Source organism: Erythrobacter litoralis (assembly GCF_029760855.1).
In the GTDB taxonomy this organism is placed as follows: Bacteria; Pseudomonadota; Alphaproteobacteria; order Sphingomonadales; family Sphingomonadaceae; genus Qipengyuania; species Qipengyuania litoralis_A.
Window position 1 is genome coordinate 86141 of record NZ_SOSI01000005.1, and the last position, 20106, is coordinate 106246.

The following is a 20106-nucleotide window of genomic DNA, read 5'->3' on the forward strand; positions in this document are numbered from 1 at the left end:
CCATTTAGTGAGTGTCGGCGGCGTTTCCCCTCATTGCCCGTCGACTTGATGCACTGATGTGCATCTCCTCCCTGAACCTTGGCCACTCCGTGCAATGCGCACGGGGTGGTTTTTTTACAGCGAGTTATTCGGCCGCCAGTGGCTGCGAAGCGGTATTGCCTAAATCCGCCACCTCGCGTGCGAGACCGCGTACGAGCCCGGTCAGCAGCTTGACGACAGCACCGAGCCGGGCCGTCGGCTGGTCGAGTTCTGCATCGAGATAAAGCGAACGACAGATTTCGATCTGCATTGCATGCATGCCGCGGCGGGGTGCAGCGTGACGATCGAGGACGTAGCCGCCCGAATAGGGACGATTATGTGCTACGCGCCGTCCCTGCTCCGCCAGATACTGCAAGGCGAAAGCAGACAGGTTCGGATGGCAGCTTGCCCCAAACCGGTCGCCGATGACGATTTCCGCGGGTTCCTCCCCGGCATAACGCTGCTTGAGCGGCGGCATGGAATGCAGGTCGATCAGCAGCGCGGCACCCCATCGGTCGTTGATATTCGCGAGCATATTGCCGAGCGCGCGATGGTAAGGCGTATGGACCAAAGATATCCGTCGCTCGATCTCCGAAGCCTCGATAGGCGCTTTCCAAATCTCGCCGAGGCCCGGCAATCGTCGTGGCACGAGCCCGAGGCCGCTGCGTGCACGTCGGTTTGCTGCGGAATGGCGGAAACTTTCGCGACCTCGCCTGCCTTCTACCATCGACCAGTCGATATCATCGGGAGCCCGGTTGAGATCGAGGATCGCACGCGGAACGTTCGCCAGCAAGGCGTCGGCAGACGTCTCGGCCGCCAAAGCCAGCGCGACCGTATCGATATGTCGGTCTTCCAGGCGACGACGCGTCAGGTCCCCGCCCCGCATGGTATCGACCACTTCCTTTGGATACCGGCGTCCCCCGTGCGGCACACCGATAAGGATTGGCATCGTTGCCGCCCTTGTCTCGATCGCTCGGAACGGTTCGCCTGTCCTTCGTCCGGCAGTTGCAGCATCGGACGGACCGTCACTTTCCAAACAAATCGCGATTTCCGGCACATCTCGCATGTCCGGCATGCTTAAGGCCGGCGCCGGGCTTGTAAAGCATAGTGCGTCATCGAGAGACAATTGCCAGTTTCGGCAGGATTTGTTAAGCCATGCAGCCTATACGACGTTGCCATGAACGAGCCGATGCAAAAGCGAATCCTCCTGGCTGAAGACGATCAGGCTATGCGCAGCTATCTCGAGCGGGCGCTGGAAAAGGCCGGCTACGCTGTCGACTCCGTGGATCGGGGTACGGAAGCCGTCCCGCTTCTGGAAGATCAGAATTATGATCTGCTCCTGTCGGACATCGTCATGCCGGAAATGGACGGAATTGAACTCGCCCAGCGTTGCAACGAGATCAGCCCACATACCAAGGTGATGTTCATCACTGGCTTCGCCGCCGTCACGCTCAAGGCAAGCCGTGAACAACCGCAGGCCAAGGTCTTGTCGAAGCCGTTCCATCTGCGCGATCTGGTGCTAGAAGTGGAACGCGTTCTTGAAGAACGGGTCAGCGCCCGCGTTTAACGAATTTGCGCATATTAGCGCTTGCCTCCGGCAAAGCGGCTGGTTAGACGCCGCGCCTGCCGCCGAAACGCGGCATTGACGATAGTGTGGGCGTATAGCTCAGTGGTAGAGCACTGTGTTGACATCGCAGGGGTCCCAAGTTCGAACCTTGGTACGCCCACCATCGTTCACCCCAGCGAACTTGCATGCATATCGGGTCTGGGGTCTACCGCGACCAATGATCCAAATTTCGGTCGATCAGCTGGGCGAGACGATCATTATGCGGAGCGTAGTACGCACGCAGTCGTTCGCGTTCTTTCGTTTCCATTGGCAACGGCTTTTGACCCGCTCGTGTCAGGAACTGGTCGTAAAGTTTGCGGACGGGTTTCGCTTCGACAAACCTCGGAAATTTACGGCGTGCTCGTTTCGCGATAAGCCGAAATGTCCGCGCGGCCGGATTGGCTATTTCAATCCCTGGATTTCGTCGCGCGATCTCACCTTCCGAAAGCTGGAAGGCAGGCCGATCTACCAATTTGGCAATTTCATCGAGCACATGCTGGGGGTCGGACAAAATATCCTCGAATAAAAGAACCAGCACGTTCGAACCGAACAGGATGCGGAAGGAGGTAAGGTGCTTTGCATATACTCCTTCCTCGAGATAATCCGTGGCGAAGGAAAGTGTGCGCTCACCTCTCTCGCAGGCGTCGATCGCTTCGGCGAAAGAAAGATTGTCCTCACCTCGCGCACGCGCATGAACCCACGCGCTGTAAGCTCGCTCTACCGGATTGCGCAGGACAGTCACGATCTTCGCGTCATCACGCACTGCATGAATTGAAGACGGGGCAGCCTCATTGACGAGATATTGGGTGCTGGCGTCGCCTCTTACCAGACCGTCCGCCATGTCGGCGTACAGACCCAGATATTCTTGCTCATCGGCGTAGGGCAACGTTGCTTTTAAAGGGCGAAGGCGTTTGCCGTCGCGGATCGTCCATTGCCTGCGATCATCTCGTAAGAAAAAATGATGCGGTTCTTTTTCGCGGGGAAAAGCGATATCGGGATGCATTTGCATTAAATCGACGAGCGTCGTCGTTCCAGCCTTAGCCGCGCCAACCAGGTATAGTTCAGGGAACCGCGTATCGGGCACGGGTTGAAAGCTCAGCTACGCTGCGCAGAGAAATTCGGCCGAGGGAGCTTTCGTTGCGGCAACGCGGGTGGGAGAAATATTCCACTTTCTCGTTCGTATGCAAGTGCGCTGCGCGTGTGTCGTCGGCGCGCATCGACCCGGATCGCTTGGCAAGATGCGAGCATCAACGCGCCGAACCAAGGGGAATCCGTCTGCGGGTCGAGGAAATTCATTGCAAGGAAAAACAGGAAGGTCGCTCTGCCGAGGTCATGGCCACTGCGGTGCCACAGCAACATATAAGCGGAATACAAAACCAGTAGCGTGAAAGGAAGGCCGAACTCGGCCAGCATGGTCGAGATGCCGCTGTAGGGCTTGTTCGCCGAAGACTCGATGGCGTAGCGGTTCCCGCTGAAGCGAAGAAGGACTGGCGCAAGGTTCGCCATATGGGCATCGCCTGCGAACAGGCCCGGAACATCGGGGGCATCGTGGCTACCGACAATAGAGTTGATCGGACTTGCCCAAATAGCCGGTTGGCTAGAAAATTGCCCCATCCCCGTGCCCACCAAAATTGTCTGGGGTTCTTTAATATAAAGATCGGCAACAAGTTTGAAGGCGTAGAGCTTAGGGTTCGCGCCATACGTTCGGCTGAACGTGTCGTTTTTAGATTCCGCGCGGAATTGCAAGTAGGGAGCCACGACGAGCGCGACAGCGGCTCCTGCAAGAATAATCGCCTGATTACGGCGGGCAAAAACGGCTAATGCAGCGGATCCCGCGACAATCCCCAAAATGAAATTCGGAACAATGAAGTTCGAGACCGAAATGAGAAGTATCGCCAAATCTTGCCGACGCATCTTCTGTTCTCGTGATAAGATTTCTGCCACCCCGAAGAAACCGATGACCGTAACGATTTTTGCTCCACCCCGTCCGAAGCCGCCGTTGTAATAGTCGGGAAGGTAATCAATGTATGGCAGCTTCCACGGAAAACCCATTGAGATTAAAACTATCAAACTTATGGCTGCAACGACGACATTGAGCCATCTGATGAAGCTGCGTCCATCAAAGTGTCTCGCTACCCGAAAGCTGAGAACTGCGGCCAAAAAAGGTAGTATCAGCGCAAGTTCGAGTAGAAACGCGGTTAGCGAGACGGTCTGCCCCATTACGGTATTGATACCCAGCGATCCGACAAGAAATAATACTAGGAAAAAAGCTCGGGCCCAACTTTGCCGAGCAAGCCAATTAATCATTAGGAATGGCGCCAATACGTAGCCAGCATAGCTCGCTGCCGTCCGCGGGATCGCCATCAAAAGCACGAACGGCACAGTTTTTGGCAATCTCATACATCCAACTCAAACATTACCGGGATCAATTTCTCAAACGAGAGACCGAAAGAGACACATTGTCTGCGCGTCCTTGGGATACGGTAAGCGACAAAAATTGCGTTCGACAATTCGCATCGACAGCGAAAGAAATTTGCTCGACATAAGCCTCATCGACAAGGGCGCCCGAAGACCGTCCAGCGCGACGGTCGCATCGTAAGAGAATGTGTAGGTCTGCAACCGGGCGAGCAGATCCAGTAAGGCTCCGGTCACGATCTATTTTCAATGTGTACGACCCTGGCGCTAGTGCCAGATACCGAGTCGCCGCCTCTCGCCTGAGCGGGTCGCGATTTCGAATATCGATCGTCCCGTCGTTTTCTCCGTCCCTAACGCTTAGACCCGCGGTGTCGGGAAAGGTCCAGGCGAAAGGATCATCCGCAGCGCTGCTCAAAGTAAATTCGAAGGTTTTGGACGCAGAGGTCCGACAACGTTCGGGCCAACCGCGAAGCGCCGCTTCGCCTTCGGCCCGCACCAACAGTGCGCGCACCGCCCTTGCGTAATTTTGACACGTCATCTCGGAACCCGAGGCTTCTGACATAGCCAGAGTTTCACCGATCTGCATTGCTTGCCGGTCATCTATGCGCGCATATTCAGCCATCATCGCAGCGAGGGGCTCACTGGAATTTAGACGTTTTGAAAGTTCCTGTCGGCCGCTGGAATTTTCCAGCAAATAAGCTAACGCGGCGAAGATCGTATCCTGCTCGCTTCGCATTCGAGCCAAAGCATCGAGACGTAGCGCCGCAGCTTCCCACCGCTCCTGCGCGATAGCACTCCCGGCAATGGACATTTGCGTATAAATACCGCGCCAACCACGTGTGGACGCCGCCGTCAGGGCTTGCGCGGCTTTCTCTGGGTGATCAGCCTCAACGGCCGTCAGGGCATAGATGCCAAGGTTGTGAGCGTCGATCGGCCGATGGCGGAGAAGTCCTTCGGCATGACGCAGTGCAACCGCAGGATCTTCCAGAGCAAGTCGCTCCGCCATCCGTTCGTCGGCAAACCCGCCCAGTCCTACCGGAAGGATCGCAGCGAGACTAATTCGGGAGCGTGCCTCACGATCAGCCTGGAAAAGTAGGCCGGGAATAGCGATGGCGAGAAAAAGCGCGCCCCGCAATACCCATCCAAGCGGGCTGATCGGCATCAGTCCCGCTCGCCGCTCGTTTCGTAGGTATAATAGTCGCTGCCATAGTAGCTGTATTCGCCGCTGACATTGCGCGGATTGAACTTGGTCAGGATCGCTCCAATGACATTGGCATTGACCATTTCGAGCCGGCGCAACGCCGCCTTTACGGCCCCTCGATGGCCCGAAGAAGCGTCGACGACAACGAGCACGGCATCGGTATGAGCCGCGAGAGTCGGTGCATCTGAAAGGCCGAGCATCGGTGGTGCATCGAACACGACGCAATCGTAACGTTGCGTGAGGCTGTGCATGAGATCGTCGAACCTTGTGGTTCCGAGCAGAGCGGCCGGATCGGGCGGCATCGGGAGAGCCGTCATGTAGGAAAGATTGGGAACTCCCGATTGTACGACCACATCCTCGATGCGGTTTTCACCAGCCAAAACGGTGGTGAAACCCTCTTGCTTCGTGTTTTCGAGCTTACGATGAAGCGTCGGGCGGCGAAGATCGGCATCAATGAGAAGAGTGTTGCGGCCGAGCTGCGCGAATTCGAGCGCGAGTTTGCCTGAGGTCGTGGTTTTGCCCTCTCCCGCTTGCGCGGAAGTGACGGTCAAAGTTCTGGGGATGCCCTCGCCCGTGCTGTATCTGAGATTAGTGACGAGCGACTGGTAGGCTTCGCTCACCGGCGACTTGGGATCGGCGAGATCTTCGGCGGGCTTTTCGCTCAGTGTTTTCGGGATAAGACCGAGCAACGGCAAACCAAGTTTTCGTTCGACATCTTCGGGTGTGCGCAACACATCGTCGAATTGCTCTCTCAGGAAAACGAAGCCCCCCGCGAATAGCATTCCGCCCAGCAACGCTACCATCATATTGATTATCGCATTCGGCGATGAAGGCTCACGCGGTGTTTCCGCTTCGTCGACCATCGAAATGTTGTTCGATGTTGCGCCCGCCGTAGCGTTCAGCTCGTTGAAGCGGGTCAAAAGCGTATTGTAAAGTCCCCGGTCGGTTTCGGCCACGCGCTTCAGTACGTTGTACTGAACGCCTCTATCCTGCTCGTCCAATGCGGCATCCCGGATTTCTCCGACTTGCCCCTGTATCTCCTGTTCGCGGTCACGGGCCGATTCATAGGACAAGCGGACCGAATTCTTGATGGCTTGCCCCGTCTGCTGAACCTGCCCATCAAGCCGGGCGAGTTGGGCTTCGAGCGCCTGAACGTTCGGATGATCGTCAAGATGACGCGTGCGCTCCTGTGCCAATTCCGCCTCGGCTACGGCACGTTCGCGGATGAGTGTACTGAATGCAGGGTTTTGCAACACCTGAGGGATCGACATGATCGGTTGGTTCGCAACATTTCGCCATGCATTTTCAGCCGCGATGCGTTCGGCTGTCGCCGTACTCGCAGCAATGTTGAGTTGCTCGAGTGCTTGGTTCGTGACCGACAGAGTAGTTTCCTGATCGGCATTGACGCCCTGTCCGCTGATGCGGATCAGTCCCGCGGCGCGCGAATAGGTGTTCAAATCCCGCTCGCTTTGCTCCAACTTGTCGCGAGCGTCGCCGAGTTGCTGCGCCAGAAACTCCCGGGCATAGGCAGAGGAGTCAAATTTGCGAGCGAGATTGCTCTCGATGTAATTTGCCGCAATCGAATTTGCCATTTCCGCCGCAACGCGCGGGTCGCCGCTTTCGAAACGGATGGACACCAGTCGACTGTCGACAGGCAGCTCCGTTCGAAGACCTTCCTGGACCATGTCTATGGCCGTATCTTCACGCAAACGAGCAAGACCCCGAGAGCCCGAGTAGCCCGAGCCAGCAAGATCTTCTTCCTGTGGAAGATCGACGCCTTGAGCTGCGTAAAACTCTTCGCTTTCCGCCAAATTCTCCGCCTCAACGACCCGTTGGGCAAGACTGCGACTGCGGATCACGTCCACCTGAGTTTGAAGAAAACGCTGAGTTTCCTGTGCCGGCATGACTGCCTGCGTTTCGGCATCCTCGATAATCGAGTCTGCTTGCTGTTCGATCAAAACGCGTGCGCTCGCGATATACATCGGGCGCATCAGAAGAGTCACGAGGATACCGAGTGCAATAGCCGCGACGAGGATCGCTACAATCGCGATGATGTTTCGTCGGATCGCTGCCCACACGCGGCGTAGATCGATGTCGAAAAAGGCATCGCTGTCGCTCTTTTGGACTTCCGGATACTCCCCCTTCGGAGAGGGCCGTCCAAGAGGCTCGACCGAACGCAAATCGTAATTGGTCGCCACGGCTAGAACCTTCTGAAGACGTTAACGAGAGGCACCAACCGCATAAAATCCTGGTATCCCCCGCGTATTGCAGAATAGCCGACTACAATCCGATCACCCCCAAGAATTTCCGGATCAGCCACTCGCCCTTCGCGGATGGCCCGCAAATCGAACACGGCGCCGAAGCGCTCACCATCGACATTGCGGAATACAATGACCTCGTCCTCGACGCCGGTAAAGGTGAGCCCTTTCGCGCGTGCAATGGATTCCATCAGCGAGGACGTTCCTGCGACCTCGTAGACGCCCGGTTCGACAACTTGGCCATCGACTACGACCCGCTGCGCCGCAGATGTAACGACGCCGACTACGACTTGAGGATTCCTGATGTAGCGCGAGCCCAGCCCCGCTTCCAATTCGCGACTTAACTCGATCGGAGTTTTCCCTTCAGCCGCTACCTCGCCGACAAAGGGATAGTTGAAAGTGCCGGCCGAATTGACCGTGATTTCGTCGAAGGTCAGTTCCGGTTCCTGAAAGACGCGGATCGAAAGCGTATCGAGAACACCGACACGATATTCTGCAATTTCCCGGTTTGGATCGGCGGGCGGCATGACCCGATATGCAGCCTCACCCTGCGGCAAACCGGCGGACGGCTTGAAACAGCCTGCGAGCAGACAACACACCGGCAGGGCAAGCCCTGCGAGTAACCTAGACACTGACCCGATCCCTCTTCCTAGCAGGCTGAGCCGTTAGCAGAGCGACGAGCAATCCTGCAACGGTTAACAAAGCCATGTTCCGCATAGGATAGTCGACCAGACCCTGGGCAGCGATCGCAAGAAGCGACAGTGCTGCGACCGTTGCAGGTACTGCTTGGTCGCCGGAGCGTCTTCGCCACCAGCACAGGACAAGGAAGATGGCCCATGCTGCCACCAGTGCCAAACCTGCGACACCGGCCTCCAGCGCGAGTTCGAGATATTCGTTGTGCGCCCTGCCCGCCCGTGCTGCGATCAAGGCTTCCAACGACTCTTCGACCTGAAAGACTTCGTCGAACGTTCCCATCCCGCTACCGACAGGCCAGTATCGATCAATGCCATAAAGCGTGTCTTCCCAGATGTCCGGCCGACTGTCTTCGAGATCGGTGTACCGCTGCCATGTCTCACCCAATTGGCTGTTCGTCGTAGCGAGAATTGCACCAGTTGCGATAAGCGCGGTAAGCCCACCGACGAAAATGAGGCGCACCCGTTTCGATGCACTTCGCATGTCCAGCAGTGAATAGAGAGCGAACATTCCGAGCGGGACCAAAAGCAGCGCCGTCGACGATCGTGATTTTGTCAGGACGACCGCGATGATGAGCAACAAGGCACAAAGCAGGTGGGTGAGACGGACTCCCAATTTCGCGTGACTCATTCGATCGTATCCGACCAAAGCAATAAGTCCGATAACCATAAAAAGGCCGCTCGTATTGTGGCTTGCAAAGAAGCCGAAGAACCGGCGGTCGGTAAGATCGCTGTAAAGGTACAGCCCGTCGGCAGCGAACTGTAGAGCGCCAAACGCGAAATTCAGCATCGTTAGGCCCACAATCGCGAGCAAGACTGCACGACCGTCACGTCTGTTGCCTGCGTTCGTAAGTATTATTGCGGTAAGCGGCGCCAGCAAAGCTAACGCGGCCGTAATCGTTCGCGCCCGATCGACACTGATGGGAAACGCACGGTCCATGTCGCCCAAGACGCCAAAGGTAGCCGCTACCAAATCGCGACCTGGCAGATTTTGCCACACGGGGGCGGGGAGTGGGATAAGCTGAATAGCGGGAAGCAGTATGGTCAACCCAATCAATGCGACCAATACGATGGATGCCCGTTCTCGAAAGTTCGACAAAACCTGAGGAATAAAACAAATCAGACCAAGCGCCGTCAGTTGCACAACGAGGTTTTGCAATCCGCGGGCCGACCCGCCGCCGCCGAGCAGAAGCGCGACGAGAAGCAAGGTGGCAAGAGGCCACCCGATCCGTCGCCCAGCATCTTTGAGCAATGGAGCTTCACCGGCTCTTCGTTCGCGCACACAATATCCTTGTCCGAATAGGACGCAAAAAGCCCCGCCGATCGAATGACCGACGGGGCGTAATTATCTCGAAAGGACCGAGGCCTTAGTCGCCCGGCGAACGGTTGTCGTCGTCATCAGCCGCAACGACGATACCGGCAACGACCGCAGCCGCAGCCAGAACCGCGATGATCACGGCAGAGCCGCCAGCTTCGCTCTTCTTTTCAGCCGGCTTGGCCGAACGGGTCAGGCTCGACATCTTGACGGGCTGAACCGAAACGGTGCCAGCGTCCGAAGCGCGCGTGCCTGCCTGAGCGGCAATCGGAGCAAACGCCATCGCTGCAGCAGCGGCGCCGGCGAGGATACGGCCAGTCTTCATAGAGGATCTCCTAAACCTTGTACTTCATAAAATTCTTTGCAGTGGCTAGCAACGTTTTCCCGGGCACGCAACCAAGCACCTGACGGCTCGAAGCTTTCTTCGGCACGCCCTGACCCAAATGCAACACCCTTCTGGACGTTCCATTTGTGATAGGAGGGAGAGCCCTAAAAATTGGTAAAATCTGTTACGCTGCGGTCAATAGGCGTTCGGGTGAACCAGAACCCGAACAGTAGCAAACATAATTTTGAAATCCGATAGCGGCGTCCAAGTGCGAATGTATTCGAGATCCGCGCGCAGCCGATTAGTCAGGTGGGTTTCGGTTTCCGTTGCCCCCCGGTAGCCTCGTATCTGTGCTAAACCCGTGAGACCGGGCTTAAGAGAGTGACGCTGCCAGTAATCCCTGTCGATTTCCCAAAACAGCTTCTCGTTAGCGAGCGAACCGAGCGCGTGTGGTCTAGGTCCGACCAAGCTCATTTCGGAGCGCAAAACATTCAGCAATTGGGGCAGTTCATCCAAGCTCGTTCTGCGTATGAACTTGCCGACCCGCGTGATACGATCGTCATTGCGTGCGGTTGAGCGCGCGCCCCTACTGTCTAGCTTTTCGACACGCATCGAGCGAAACTTCAGCATGTCGAACATACAATTACCTTGCCCCATGCGGGGTTGGACGAAAAATACCGGTCCGCCATCCTCAAGTTTGATGAGCAAGGCAATGACAAGCAGCAGCGGGCTGAGCAAGACAAGCGCCGGTATGGTAAGGCCGAGATCGATTGCACGTTTTATAAGGCGCGCTCGCAACCCCAACGGTCCGGCCGAAACCACCACGAACGAAAACCCATGATCCCGTTCAAGCGCTAATGCGCCAAGCTCTTGAAGCGATTCGGAGACGACCTCGCCGTGCACGCCCGCCGCCCTCATGATGGCTGTCCAGAACTTTCGCCGTTCGACGGGGCATGTTACGATCACCCGGTCCATATTGCGCATTGCTCGCCCGATCATATCGAGCGTACTCGGGTCGGCATGCGCATTCTCAACCACATCGGGTTCGGCTGCGACGCGGTCCGCATTGGGAAAATCGATATGGGGGCCGCCATCTTCAATGATGAGAACGTTGCGGACGCGACCCCCAAAATGACGTTTTATCATCAAATGAGCGACAATTCGGACCGCGATCATGGAGAGTAGGGCGGTCAGAATAGAAATCGAAAACGTAGATCTCGCAAAATCGTCGCTGCTCCGAACGTAGAAGGTCATCACCAGGAAGAGCATCGCAGAAACGCCGACCGCTATGATTAACCGGCCGATTGCATAACGCAATTCGTCGAGCGCCCGGATCGAATAGACGCGATTGTAGGCTGCGATTACGATGAAGATCGGAAGGACCAACTGCATAATTTGCATTGCGCGCGGCGAAGGCAGATTGCCGAGGTTCAACGCGCCGCCGATCGAGAAGCTACAAAAAAGAAGAAGGCAGTCGATTAGGAACAGGATCGCATAAAGCTGAACCCGGCGATGCTCCATCGCTGGCCGCAGTCTCGTCTGCAGATAATCTCTGAACGGCATTTAAAAATTGGCCTCGCATGTGCGCTTTACGGTGAGACAGTTCTGAACGCGTTGCGGACAGGTACGCGCTTGGGCACGAGATCAACGTCAAGTAAGCCGAAGTGTCCGGCGCCGCAACGTCAATCTCGTCGTCGCTCCATTACGTGAGACCTGTTGCCAAGCCCTTAACCATACCCCACGCCTATCGTGCCCACCTTGCCCTCTCGCCCCTCTCTGCTAAAGCGCGGCGCAACACACGAAACGAACAGGATACCCATGGCGAAGATCAAGGTGGCGAACCCCGTCGTCGAACTCGACGGCGACGAAATGACGAAAATCATCTGGAAGTGGATCCGCGAGCGATTGATCCTGCCCTATCTCGATATCGACCTTAAATATTACGACCTTTCGATCGAGAAGCGCGACGAAACCGAAGACCAGATCACGGTCGATGCGGCGAACGCTATCAAGGAACACGGCGTCGGCGTAAAATGCGCGACCATCACGCCAGACGAGCAACGTGTCGAGGAGTTCGGCCTCAAGAAGATGTGGGTCAGCCCCAACGGCACGATCCGCAACATCCTCGGCGGCGTGGTCTTCCGAGAGCCGATCGTGATCGACAACGTGCCGCGCCTCGTACCAGGCTGGACCGATCCCATCGTCGTCGGCCGCCACGCGTTCGGCGATCAGTACCGCGCCAAAGACACGCTGATCCCCGGCCCCGGCAAGCTGCGCCTCGTTTTCGAAGGTGAGAACGGTGAAAACATCGATCTCGATGTCTACGAATTCCAGTCGAGCGGCGTCGCGATGGCAATGTACAATCTCGACGATTCGATCCGTGATTTCGCGCGGGCCTGCATGAACTACGGGCTCGACCGCGGGTGGCCTGTCTACCTGTCGACCAAAAACACCATCCTCAAGAAATACGACGGGCGTTTCAAGGACCTGTTCCAGGAAGTGTTCGACGCCGAATTCGCCGATAAATTCAAGAAGGCGGACATCACCTACGAGCATCGCCTTATCGACGACATGGTCGCCGCCGCGCTGAAGTGGAACGGCAAGTTCGTCTGGGCCTGCAAGAATTACGATGGCGACGTGCAGTCCGACGTGGTCGCACAGGGCTTCGGCTCGCTCGGCCTGATGACTTCCGTGCTGATGACACCGGACGGCAAGACTGTGGAAGCCGAAGCCGCACACGGTACGGTTACTCGTCACTATCGCCAGCACCAGGAAGGCAAGGCGACCAGCACGAACCCGATCGCCAGTATCTTCGCCTGGACCCGTGGCCTCATGTATCGCGGCCGGTTCGACGACACGCCCGATGTGGTGAAGTTCGCCGAAACGCTGGAGCGGGTCTGCATCCAGACCGTCGAAAGCGGCAAGATGACAAAGGATTTGGCGCTCTTGATCGGCCCTGGCCAGAGCTGGATGACCACTGAGCAGTTTTTCGAGGCGATCGTCGATAATCTCGAAAAGGAAATGGCCGCTTGGTCCTGATCCCGCTGCCGCCGAGCAGCTTATAATGTAATGTCAGCGAGGGCGCGGAACCGGTCAGGTGCCGCGCCCTCGCCTTTTGACCACCCCACGCAAGGACCGAGCATGGCCAAACAGCCCGCAAAGAAGCGCCCCGCCCGCCGAAAGACCGAAGAGAAGTTCGGCCAGCGCCGACTTGAGATTCGCAACGCGAAGATCAAAGATATCAAGGGCATCGCGGACTTGGTTCGCCGAGTCTATGAAGACATGCCGGCCTACACACACGGGGAAATCCGCGGGCAGATCAACAATTTTCGAGAAGGCTGTTTTGTCGCTCTGCTGGATGACGAAGTCGTCGGCTATTGCGCGACCATGCAGGTCGGCGAGGCACTTGCCTTCCAAGATCACGACTGGGACGAGATTACGGGCAACGGGTATGGCAGCCGCCACGATCCGACCGGCGATTGGCTATACGGCTACGAGATGTGCGTCGATCCCAAGGTGCGCGGTGTGCGTATCGGACGACGCCTTTACGAAGAGCGAAGGGCGCTGGCAGAGGAGAACGACCTGACCGGTATCGTCTTCGCAGGTCGGATGCCGAATTATCGTCGCCTGCGCCGTAAGGTCGAAGGACCGCAGGATTACCTTGAGAAAGTCGAAGGGGGCAAACTGCACGACCCTGTGTTGCGTTTCCAGCTTGCCAACGGGTTCGAGCCGGAACGGGTAATGGAAAACTATCTGCCGGAAGACAAGGCGAGCATGGCCAATGCCGTAATGATGGTCTGGCGCAATCCTTATGTCGAGCGCGATCAACCGGTGAAGAAGCGCCTGCCACGCGGCGTGGAGGCGGTACGCGTGGCGACCTGCCAACTCCAGGCACGTGCGGTCGCGGATTACGACGAATTCATGCGTGCGATCCGATATTTCGTCGATGTCGCAAGCGACTACGAGGCGGACTTTATCGTCTTTCCAGAATTGTTCACGCTCATGCTGCTTAGTTTCGAACCCAAGGAACTCTCGCCGGTCGAAGCCATCGAGCGCCTCAGCGAATACACGCCGCGCCTGCGCACCGACATTTCCGAAATGGCGATGCGCTATAATATCAACATCATTGCCGGCAGCCACCCCACCCGCATGGATGACGGCGACATTCACAATATCGCTTACGTCTGCCTGCGTGACGGCTCCGTCCACGCGCAGGAAAAGATCCATCCCACCCCCAACGAGCGGTATTGGTGGAACATCAAGGGCGGCGACAAGGTCGAGGTGATCCAGACCGATTGCGGCCCCATCGGAGTTCAGATTTGCTACGACAGCGAGTTTCCCGAACTCAGCCGCCGCCTGGCGGACGAGGGCGCCCGCATCATCTTCGTGCCGTTCTGCACTGACAGCCGGCAGGGCTACCTTCGCGTGCGCTATTGCGGACAGGCTCGCGCGATCGAAAACCAGTGCTTCGTCGTACTGTCCGGTAATGTCGGCAATTTGCCCAATGTCGCGAATATGGACATCCAATACGCGCAAAGCTGTATCCTGACGCCGTGCGACTTCCCCTTCGCCCGCGATGGCATCGCCGCCGAAGCGAGCGAAAATGTCGAGACCCTGACGATCAGCGATATCAATCTCGCCGATCTGAGTTGGGCGCGCGCCGAAGGCACAGTCCGCAACCTCGCCGATCGCCGGTTTGACCTATACCGAATTGAATGGGATGAGGATGGCAAGCACCCGGGCAAACCGAAACCGCGCCGCGAACCGCTCGGCCCCACCGGTCCAGGCGGCGGCTAATACCTCCAATGGCCAGTTGAAAAGCAAATCACGAGTGACTTTCGCAAGGGCTTCGGGATAGGAGCAATCCTATGGCTTCCGGTGATCTCGCTTCCCCCGCAATTTCCGATGCGCTGGTCATCCTAGGTGCGGCGGGGCTGGTCATCCCGGTTTTCACCCGGTTCCGCATCACGCCCATTATCGGGTTCATCCTGATCGGTGTGCTGGTTGGCCCCTACGGACTCGGCCAACTAGTGTACGAGCGACCGTGGCTCAGCCACATAACGATTACCGATCCCGAGGCGCTGGAGCCCTTCGCGGAATTCGGGATCATCCTGCTGCTCTTCACAATTGGTCTGGAATTGAGTTTTAACCGGTTGTGGCAGTTGCGAAAGCTGGTGTTTGGCCTTGGCGCGCTTGAGGTGCTTTGCGGCGGGGTACTGATTGCCATCGTTCTTGCCATGATGGGGCAATTCTGGACGGGAGCGCTCGCGCTCGGGTTCGCACTCGCCTTTTCTTCGACCGCTATAGTCTTACCGATTTCGGGCACGCAAAGCCCGGTCGGTCGCGCGGCATTATCGATGCTATTGTTCGAAGACATCATGATCGTGCCGATCATCTTCATCCTCGGCGCGATGGCGCCCAACGCCGATGGCGACGGCTGGGCGGGAATGCTCACGACCCTTTGGCAGGGGGCGCTCGTGGTTGCGATCATGATGATCGCCGGCCGGTTCGCCCTTCCCCGCCTGTTCGCGCAAGCCGCTCGAACAAAAAGCCCCGAACTGTTCCTTGCCGCCGCCCTGCTGGTGGTAATCGGCGCGAGCCTTGCCACAGCTGCGGTCGGGCTATCTCCTATCGTGGGCGCCTTGCTCGCGGGCATCCTGATTGCCGAGACCGAGTATCATGGCGAGGTCGAGACGATCATGGAGCCATTCAAAGGTCTCGCGCTGGGCATTTTCCTGATCACCGTCGGAATGAGCATCGACCTTTCCACCATCCTGGACAACCTGGGAATGATTGCGACGGCGGTAGTCCTTATCATCCTGTTCAAGGCATTTCTGACAGGGTTCCTGCTCCGCTTGATGGGGGCTCGGCGCAGCACGGCTGCTGAAACAGGTATCCTGATGGCGAGTCCTTCGGAAACGACGCTTATTATTCTCGCGGCGGCGAGTTCTGCGCTTCTCATCCAACCGGGGACCGCGCAGTTTTGGCAGATTGTGACAGCCATCGGGCTGACGATTACGCCTGTTCTCGCTCGTCTTGGCCGCGTGATCGCCCGCCGCGTCGAGCCCGCGCCTAGCCTTCCCGAAGCGGAACGGGGCCAAAGCCGTGTCATCATCGTCGGCATCGGACGTGTCGGTCGGCTGGTCGCGCAGATGCTCGATACGCACACGAAGCCATATATCGCCGTCGATTCAGATGCCGATCTGATCGAATTCGCCAAGCGCAAGGGCTATCATGCAATGTTCGGCGACGCGGCAAGAGGCGACACGATGGAGCGTCTGGAAATTGACCGGGCCATGGCCGTAGTCCTCACGATGGACGAGCCGGTGCTGGCACAGCGCCTGGTCTCAAAAATGCGGAAGAACAACCCCGATCTACTGATCGTCGCCCGCGCTCGCGATACGTCTCACGCCGCCGAACTGTACCGTGCAGGTGCCAGCCACGCCGTCCCTGAAACGCTTGAAAGCTCGCTGCAATTGAGCGAGGCGGTCCTTGTGGATATCGGCGTCGCGATGGGGCCGGTCATCGCCTCAATTCATGAAAAGCGCGACGAATATCGCGGCAAGATCGAGACCGAAGGGGCGCTGAGCTACAAGCCGAAACTCAAGACCAGCACCATAAGCGGCTGAAAAGATTTGAACGCCTTTGTCCTCAAACCGTTGGGAGGGTGAAGGAGATTACGAAATGAGCGACATCGACCCGACCAAGCCAATCCCGAACGACGAAAAATTCAAGCCGAAGAACGTGCAGAGCCCGCAAAAAAGCCATGCGCCCACCGAGAAGCGCGGTGCACCCGGCGATACCGAAGGCTACGATATCGAACGTGAATCGAGTGGCGAAACCAAGAAAACGCCGAACGCCTGAGGCTTCGTACCCATTGAACGCTTGGCCGGTTTGCCCCGGTCAGGCGTTTTCTTTCGCGAGTAAATCGCGAATAGCGTCAATTGCGGATTGCGCCTTCGATCCGTCCGGGCCGCCGCCTTGAGCCATATCGGATCGGCCACCGCCACCCTTGCCCCCCAAAGCTTCTACGCCAGCACGAACCAGATCGACCGCGCTGAATTGCGACGTCAAATCATCGGTCACAGCGGCTGCAATAGCGCCTTTTCCATCGTTCACGGCGCAGATCGCAGCAATGCCGGATCCCAGACGATTCTTCGCCTCATCAAGCAAAGGACGAAGCTCTTTCGGATTCAGGCCTTCAATCACCTGCCCCGAGAACGCGATCCCTCGAATGTCTTCCTCGGCAGCGGCGGAGCTTTCCCCGCCCCCGCCGCCTAATGCAAGTGCGCGTTTTGCGTCGGCCAATTCCTTTTCGAGACGCTTGCGTTCCTCGACCAGCGCACCGACCCGCCCTGCCGCTTCGTCCGGCGAGGTTTTTAATGCGGCCGCGATCGCGCGTACCGCTTCGTCGCGCGCTAGTAACCATTGCCGAGCGGCTTCGCCGGTCAATGCCTCGATCCGCCGGACGCCCGAACTGACCGCGCTTTCCGATACGATCTTGAACAAACCGATATCGCCCGTTGCCTCGACATGGGTGCCGCCGCAAAGTTCTACCGAGTAATTTCGCCCTTCGTCGCTTGCGCGACCCATGGAAAGAACGCGGACCTCGTCCCCGTATTTCTCGCCGAACAGGGCGAGCGCACCTGCCGCCACGGCATCGTCGGGCGTCATGAGTCGGGTCGAGACCTGTTCGTTGGCCCGGATCTCCTCGTTCACCTCTTTCTCGATAGCGGCGATGTCCTCGTCAGTCAGCGGCTTGGGATGCGAGAAATCGAAGCGGAACCGGTCGTCGGACACGAGCGACCCCTTCTGCGTCACATGCTCGCCGAGCCGGTCGCGCAAAGCGGCATGAACCAGGTGCGTCGCCGAATGGTTGGCGCGAATGCGATCGCGACGGTCGGCGTCGATCTCCATATGGACAGTGTCGCCGCGCTTCACCTCACCCTCGCCGATGGTGGCGAGATGAGTATGCAACCGGCCAAGCGGCTTGTTCGTCGTCGAAACCGTGGCCTCGAAGCCTTCCGGCGTCCATACCCGACCGGCATCACCGCTCTGACCGCCGCTCTCGCCGTAGAACGGTGTCTGATTGGTCAGCAAGACGACCTCATCGCCTCGCGCGGCGCTCTCGACCTCCGAACCGTCCTTCACGATGGCCACTACCACGCCCTCGCCCGTAGTCGAGCTATAGCCCGTAAATTCGGTCGATCCCTCACGTTCGGCGATGTCGAACCAGACCTCGTCACTCGCTGCATCGCCCGAGCCCTTCCAGGCAGCCCGGGCGGCAGCCTTCTGAGCCGCCATGGCACTGTCAAAGCCTGATCGGTCGACCGCGATCCCGCGATTTCGCAAAGCGTCTTCTGTAAGATCGTAAGGGAAGCCGTAGGTGTCGTAGAGCTTGAAGGCCGTTTCGCCGTCGAGCGTTCCGCCCTCGCCCATATCATCGGTTGCTTCATCGAGCAGCTTCAGACCCTTTTCGAGCGTGCGGCGGAACTGGGTCTCCTCGCGCTCGAGCACTTCCTGGATGAGCGCCTGCCCGCGCACGAGCTCGGGATAGGCCGCACCCATTTCGCTGACCAGTTCGGGCACGAGCCGGTGCATCAGCGGCTGGCTCGCACCGAGGAGATGAGCATGGCGCATTGCACGGCGCATGATCCGTCGCAGCACATAGCCCCGGCCTTCATTACTCGGCAGAACTCCATCGGCCAGGAGGAAGCTGGTCGAGCGCAGGTGATCGGCGATGACGCGTTGGCTCGCGGTATGGTCGCCCTGCGCTTTAACGCCGGTGATGCTTTCGCTCGCTTCGATAAGGGCACGGAAAGTGTCGGTATCATAGTTGTCATGCACGCCTTGCATGACGGCGGCTACACGTTCGATGCCCATACCGGTGTCGATGCTGGGCTTGGGCAGGTCGCCGACAATCTCGTCGTTCGCCTGTGTGAATTGCATGAAGACGAGGTTCCATATCTCGACGAACCGGTCGCCGTCTTCCTCCGGGCTCCCCGGAGGTCCGCCCCAGATATGGTCGCCATGATCGTAAAAGATTTCGGAACAGGGGCCGCAAGGGCCGTCGGCGCCCATCGCCCAGAAATTGTCTTTTGTCGCAATACGGATGATCCGGTCGTCAGAGAAACCGGTCAATTTCTTCCACAAGTCGAAGGCTTCGTCGTCCGTATGATAGACGGTGACGAGAAGGCGGTCAGGGGCAAGCCCCCATTCCTTCGTCAGCAACGTCCAGGCATGTTCGATAGCCTGCGCCTTGAAATAGTCGCCGAAGCTGAAATTACCGAGCATCTCGAAGAAGGTGTGATGCCGCGCTGTGTAACCGACATTGTCGAGATCGTTGTGCTTGCCGCCGGCCCGCACGCATTTCTGCGCGCTGGTGGCCCGCGGTGCGGGCGGCGTTTCGAGACCCGTAAAGGCATTCTTGAACGGGACCATGCCTGCGTTGACGAACATGAGCGTGGGGTCGCTATACGGCACGAGCGGTGCACTCGGCACTTCGCGATGACCGGCGGCCGCGAAATAATCGAGGAAGGACCGGCGGATTTCGTTCGTCGATGTCATGCGCTGGCAGGTAAGCAATCGCGGCGCGAGCGACAAGCCGGAAAGGGCGCCTTGTCCGACGGGAGGCGGCGCTTACCACATGAAGTAGGGGCCGCCTCTTTCGCGCGCTCTTTGCCAGCCGGGCCGGGCATGGATCGCCTCGACGAAGCGCGCCAGCTTGGGTGCGCGTTCGGCATAGCCCTGCATGACGGCGATTTCGGCGGGGAAGCTCATCATGACGTCAGCGGCGCTCCAGTCCGATCCCACGAAATGCAGATCGTCCGAGATACGGCTGTCGGCGTAATCGACATGCGCGCCGAGCTGCTCTTCGATGCGCGGCATGAGGGGTGCGGCAGCATGGCCGAGGCGGCCACTGTAAAGTTTCAGCATGACGGGCACGAAGAACGAGCTTTCGCCGAATTGCATCCATTCGAGGTAGTCGATCCAGTCACTCGAAGCGCGATCGGGCAACCAGGCTTCGCCACCGTGCCGTTCGCAGAGGTATTCGATGATCGCGCCGCTCTCCGTGACGAGCCGGCCGTCGTCCTCAATCGCGGGAGACTTGCCGAGCGGATGGACTTGTTTTAATTCGGTTGGGGCGAGGTTCGTTTCCGCGTCGCGTTCGTAGCGCACGACCTCATACTCTGCGTCCAGTTCCTCGAGTAGCCATAGGATACGCTGCGAGCGGCTATTATTAAGATGATGGACGGTGATGGTCATGACTTCTCTC

At 58.1% G+C, this 20106-nt stretch carries 16 protein-coding genes and 1 tRNA gene; 6 read left to right on the forward strand and 11 right to left on the reverse strand.

Going from position 1 to position 20106, the window contains the following annotated elements:
* Positions 1 to 124: 124 nt before the first annotated feature.
* Positions 125 to 967: an N-formylglutamate amidohydrolase gene (locus E3U23_RS10535; RefSeq protein ID WP_279351226.1), complete on the reverse strand. Its 843-nt coding sequence runs from the start codon at positions 965 to 967 to the stop codon at positions 125 to 127.
* Positions 968 to 1195: 228 nt separating this feature from the next.
* Here E3U23_RS10535 and cpdR point away from each other — a divergent pair, with 228 nt between their 5' ends.
* Together cpdR and E3U23_RS10545 are read left to right on the forward strand one after the other, a co-directional pair.
* Positions 1196 to 1585: a cell cycle two-component system response regulator CpdR gene (gene cpdR / locus E3U23_RS10540; protein WP_279351227.1), complete on the forward strand. Its 390-nt coding sequence runs from the start codon at positions 1196 to 1198 to the stop codon at positions 1583 to 1585.
* 88 nt (positions 1586 to 1673) lie between these two features.
* Positions 1674 to 1748: transfer RNA gene (locus E3U23_RS10545), tRNA-Val, on the forward strand.
* Between the two features lie 42 nt (positions 1749 to 1790).
* Here the strand turns inward: E3U23_RS10545 and E3U23_RS10550 are convergent.
* The 8 genes from E3U23_RS10550 to E3U23_RS10585 form a co-directional block, all read right to left on the reverse strand.
* Positions 1791 to 2708 carry a sulfotransferase gene (locus E3U23_RS10550; protein WP_279351228.1) on the reverse strand — a complete coding sequence of 306 codons (918 nt, stop codon included), beginning with the start codon at positions 2706 to 2708 and terminating at the stop codon, positions 1791 to 1793.
* 11 nt (positions 2709 to 2719) lie between these two features.
* Positions 2720 to 4024 (reverse strand): hypothetical protein, encoded by a 1305-nt coding sequence (locus E3U23_RS10555; protein WP_279351229.1) that lies wholly within the window; start codon positions 4022 to 4024, stop codon positions 2720 to 2722.
* 25 nt (positions 4025 to 4049) lie between these two features.
* Entirely contained in the window at positions 4050 to 5201 is a 1152-nt protein-coding gene (locus tag E3U23_RS10560) for a hypothetical protein (RefSeq protein ID WP_279351230.1), read from the reverse strand.
* Entirely contained in the window at positions 5201 to 7438 is a 2238-nt protein-coding gene (locus E3U23_RS10565) for a GumC family protein (RefSeq protein WP_279351231.1), read from the reverse strand. Before E3U23_RS10565 ends, E3U23_RS10560 begins: the two co-directional genes overlap by 1 nt.
* 2 nt (positions 7439 to 7440) lie before the next feature.
* Positions 7441 to 8130: a polysaccharide biosynthesis/export family protein gene (locus tag E3U23_RS10570; protein WP_279351233.1), complete on the reverse strand. Its 690-nt coding sequence runs from the start codon at positions 8128 to 8130 to the stop codon at positions 7441 to 7443.
* The gene (locus E3U23_RS10575; protein ID WP_279351234.1) at positions 8123 to 9334 is read right to left on the reverse strand and encodes an O-antigen ligase family protein; all 1212 of its coding nucleotides are present in this window, start codon (positions 9332 to 9334) and stop codon (positions 8123 to 8125) included. The genes E3U23_RS10570 and E3U23_RS10575 overlap by 8 nt, the downstream gene beginning before the upstream one ends.
* A 223-nt stretch (positions 9335 to 9557) precedes the next feature.
* Positions 9558 to 9830 carry a hypothetical protein gene (locus E3U23_RS10580; protein ID WP_279351235.1) on the reverse strand — a complete coding sequence of 91 codons (273 nt, stop codon included), beginning with the start codon at positions 9828 to 9830 and terminating at the stop codon, positions 9558 to 9560.
* A 195-nt stretch (positions 9831 to 10025) separates the two neighbouring features.
* The gene (locus tag E3U23_RS10585) at positions 10026 to 11393 is read right to left on the reverse strand and encodes an exopolysaccharide biosynthesis polyprenyl glycosylphosphotransferase (RefSeq protein WP_347710020.1); all 1368 of its coding nucleotides are present in this window, start codon (positions 11391 to 11393) and stop codon (positions 10026 to 10028) included.
* A 255-nt stretch (positions 11394 to 11648) separates the two neighbouring features.
* Here E3U23_RS10585 and E3U23_RS10590 point away from each other — a divergent pair, with 255 nt between their 5' ends.
* The 4 genes from E3U23_RS10590 (at position 11649) to E3U23_RS10605 (ending at position 16694) form a co-directional block, all read left to right on the forward strand.
* Positions 11649 to 12869: an NADP-dependent isocitrate dehydrogenase gene (locus E3U23_RS10590; protein ID WP_279351236.1), complete on the forward strand. Its 1221-nt coding sequence runs from the start codon at positions 11649 to 11651 to the stop codon at positions 12867 to 12869.
* 102 nt (positions 12870 to 12971) lie between these two features.
* Positions 12972 to 14627: a carbon-nitrogen hydrolase family protein gene (locus tag E3U23_RS10595; RefSeq protein WP_279351237.1), complete on the forward strand. Its 1656-nt coding sequence runs from the start codon at positions 12972 to 12974 to the stop codon at positions 14625 to 14627.
* A gap of 71 nt (positions 14628 to 14698) precedes the next feature.
* Positions 14699 to 16459, forward strand: coding sequence for a cation:proton antiporter (locus tag E3U23_RS10600; protein WP_279351238.1), 1761 nt, complete (start codon positions 14699 to 14701; stop codon positions 16457 to 16459).
* A gap of 55 nt (positions 16460 to 16514) precedes the next feature.
* Positions 16515 to 16694: a hypothetical protein gene (locus tag E3U23_RS10605; protein WP_279351240.1), complete on the forward strand. Its 180-nt coding sequence runs from the start codon at positions 16515 to 16517 to the stop codon at positions 16692 to 16694.
* Positions 16695 to 16733: 39 nt separating this feature from the next.
* Here the strand turns inward: E3U23_RS10605 and alaS are convergent, their stop codons facing one another.
* Together alaS and E3U23_RS10615 are read right to left on the reverse strand one after the other, a co-directional pair.
* Positions 16734 to 19397, reverse strand: coding sequence for an alanine--tRNA ligase (gene alaS / locus E3U23_RS10610; RefSeq protein ID WP_279351241.1), 2664 nt, complete (start codon positions 19395 to 19397; stop codon positions 16734 to 16736).
* A 72-nt stretch (positions 19398 to 19469) separates the two neighbouring features.
* Positions 19470 to 20096: a glutathione S-transferase family protein gene (locus tag E3U23_RS10615; RefSeq protein ID WP_279351242.1), complete on the reverse strand. Its 627-nt coding sequence runs from the start codon at positions 20094 to 20096 to the stop codon at positions 19470 to 19472.
* Between the last annotated feature and the right edge of the window lie 10 nt (positions 20097 to 20106).

What these genes read in the sequence shown, in the direction of transcription:
- E3U23_RS10535 (WP_279351226.1), bottom strand. Translation starts at nt 967, where the DNA reads ATGCCAATCCTTATCGGTGTGCCGCACGGGGGACGCCGGTATCCAAAG.
- cpdR (WP_279351227.1), top strand. Translation starts at nt 1,196, where the DNA reads ATGAACGAGCCGATGCAAAAGCGAATCCTCCTGGCTGAAGACGATCAG.
- E3U23_RS10555 (WP_279351229.1), bottom strand. Translation starts at nt 4,024, where the DNA reads ATGAGATTGCCAAAAACTGTGCCGTTCGTGCTTTTGATGGCGATCCCG.
- E3U23_RS10560 (WP_279351230.1), bottom strand. Translation starts at nt 5,201, where the DNA reads ATGCCGATCAGCCCGCTTGGATGGGTATTGCGGGGCGCGCTTTTTCTC.
- E3U23_RS10580 (WP_279351235.1), bottom strand. Translation starts at nt 9,830, where the DNA reads ATGAAGACTGGCCGTATCCTCGCCGGCGCCGCTGCTGCAGCGATGGCG.
- E3U23_RS10585 (WP_347710020.1), bottom strand. Translation starts at nt 11,393, where the DNA reads ATGCCGTTCAGAGATTATCTGCAGACGAGACTGCGGCCAGCGATGGAG.
- E3U23_RS10590 (WP_279351236.1), top strand. Translation starts at nt 11,649, where the DNA reads ATGGCGAAGATCAAGGTGGCGAACCCCGTCGTCGAACTCGACGGCGAC.
- E3U23_RS10595 (WP_279351237.1), top strand. Translation starts at nt 12,972, where the DNA reads ATGGCCAAACAGCCCGCAAAGAAGCGCCCCGCCCGCCGAAAGACCGAA.
- E3U23_RS10600 (WP_279351238.1), top strand. Translation starts at nt 14,699, where the DNA reads ATGGCTTCCGGTGATCTCGCTTCCCCCGCAATTTCCGATGCGCTGGTC.
- E3U23_RS10605 (WP_279351240.1), top strand. Translation starts at nt 16,515, where the DNA reads ATGAGCGACATCGACCCGACCAAGCCAATCCCGAACGACGAAAAATTC.
- alaS (WP_279351241.1), bottom strand. Translation starts at nt 19,397, where the DNA reads ATGACATCGACGAACGAAATCCGCCGGTCCTTCCTCGATTATTTCGCG.
- E3U23_RS10615 (WP_279351242.1), bottom strand. Translation starts at nt 20,096, where the DNA reads ATGACCATCACCGTCCATCATCTTAATAATAGCCGCTCGCAGCGTATC.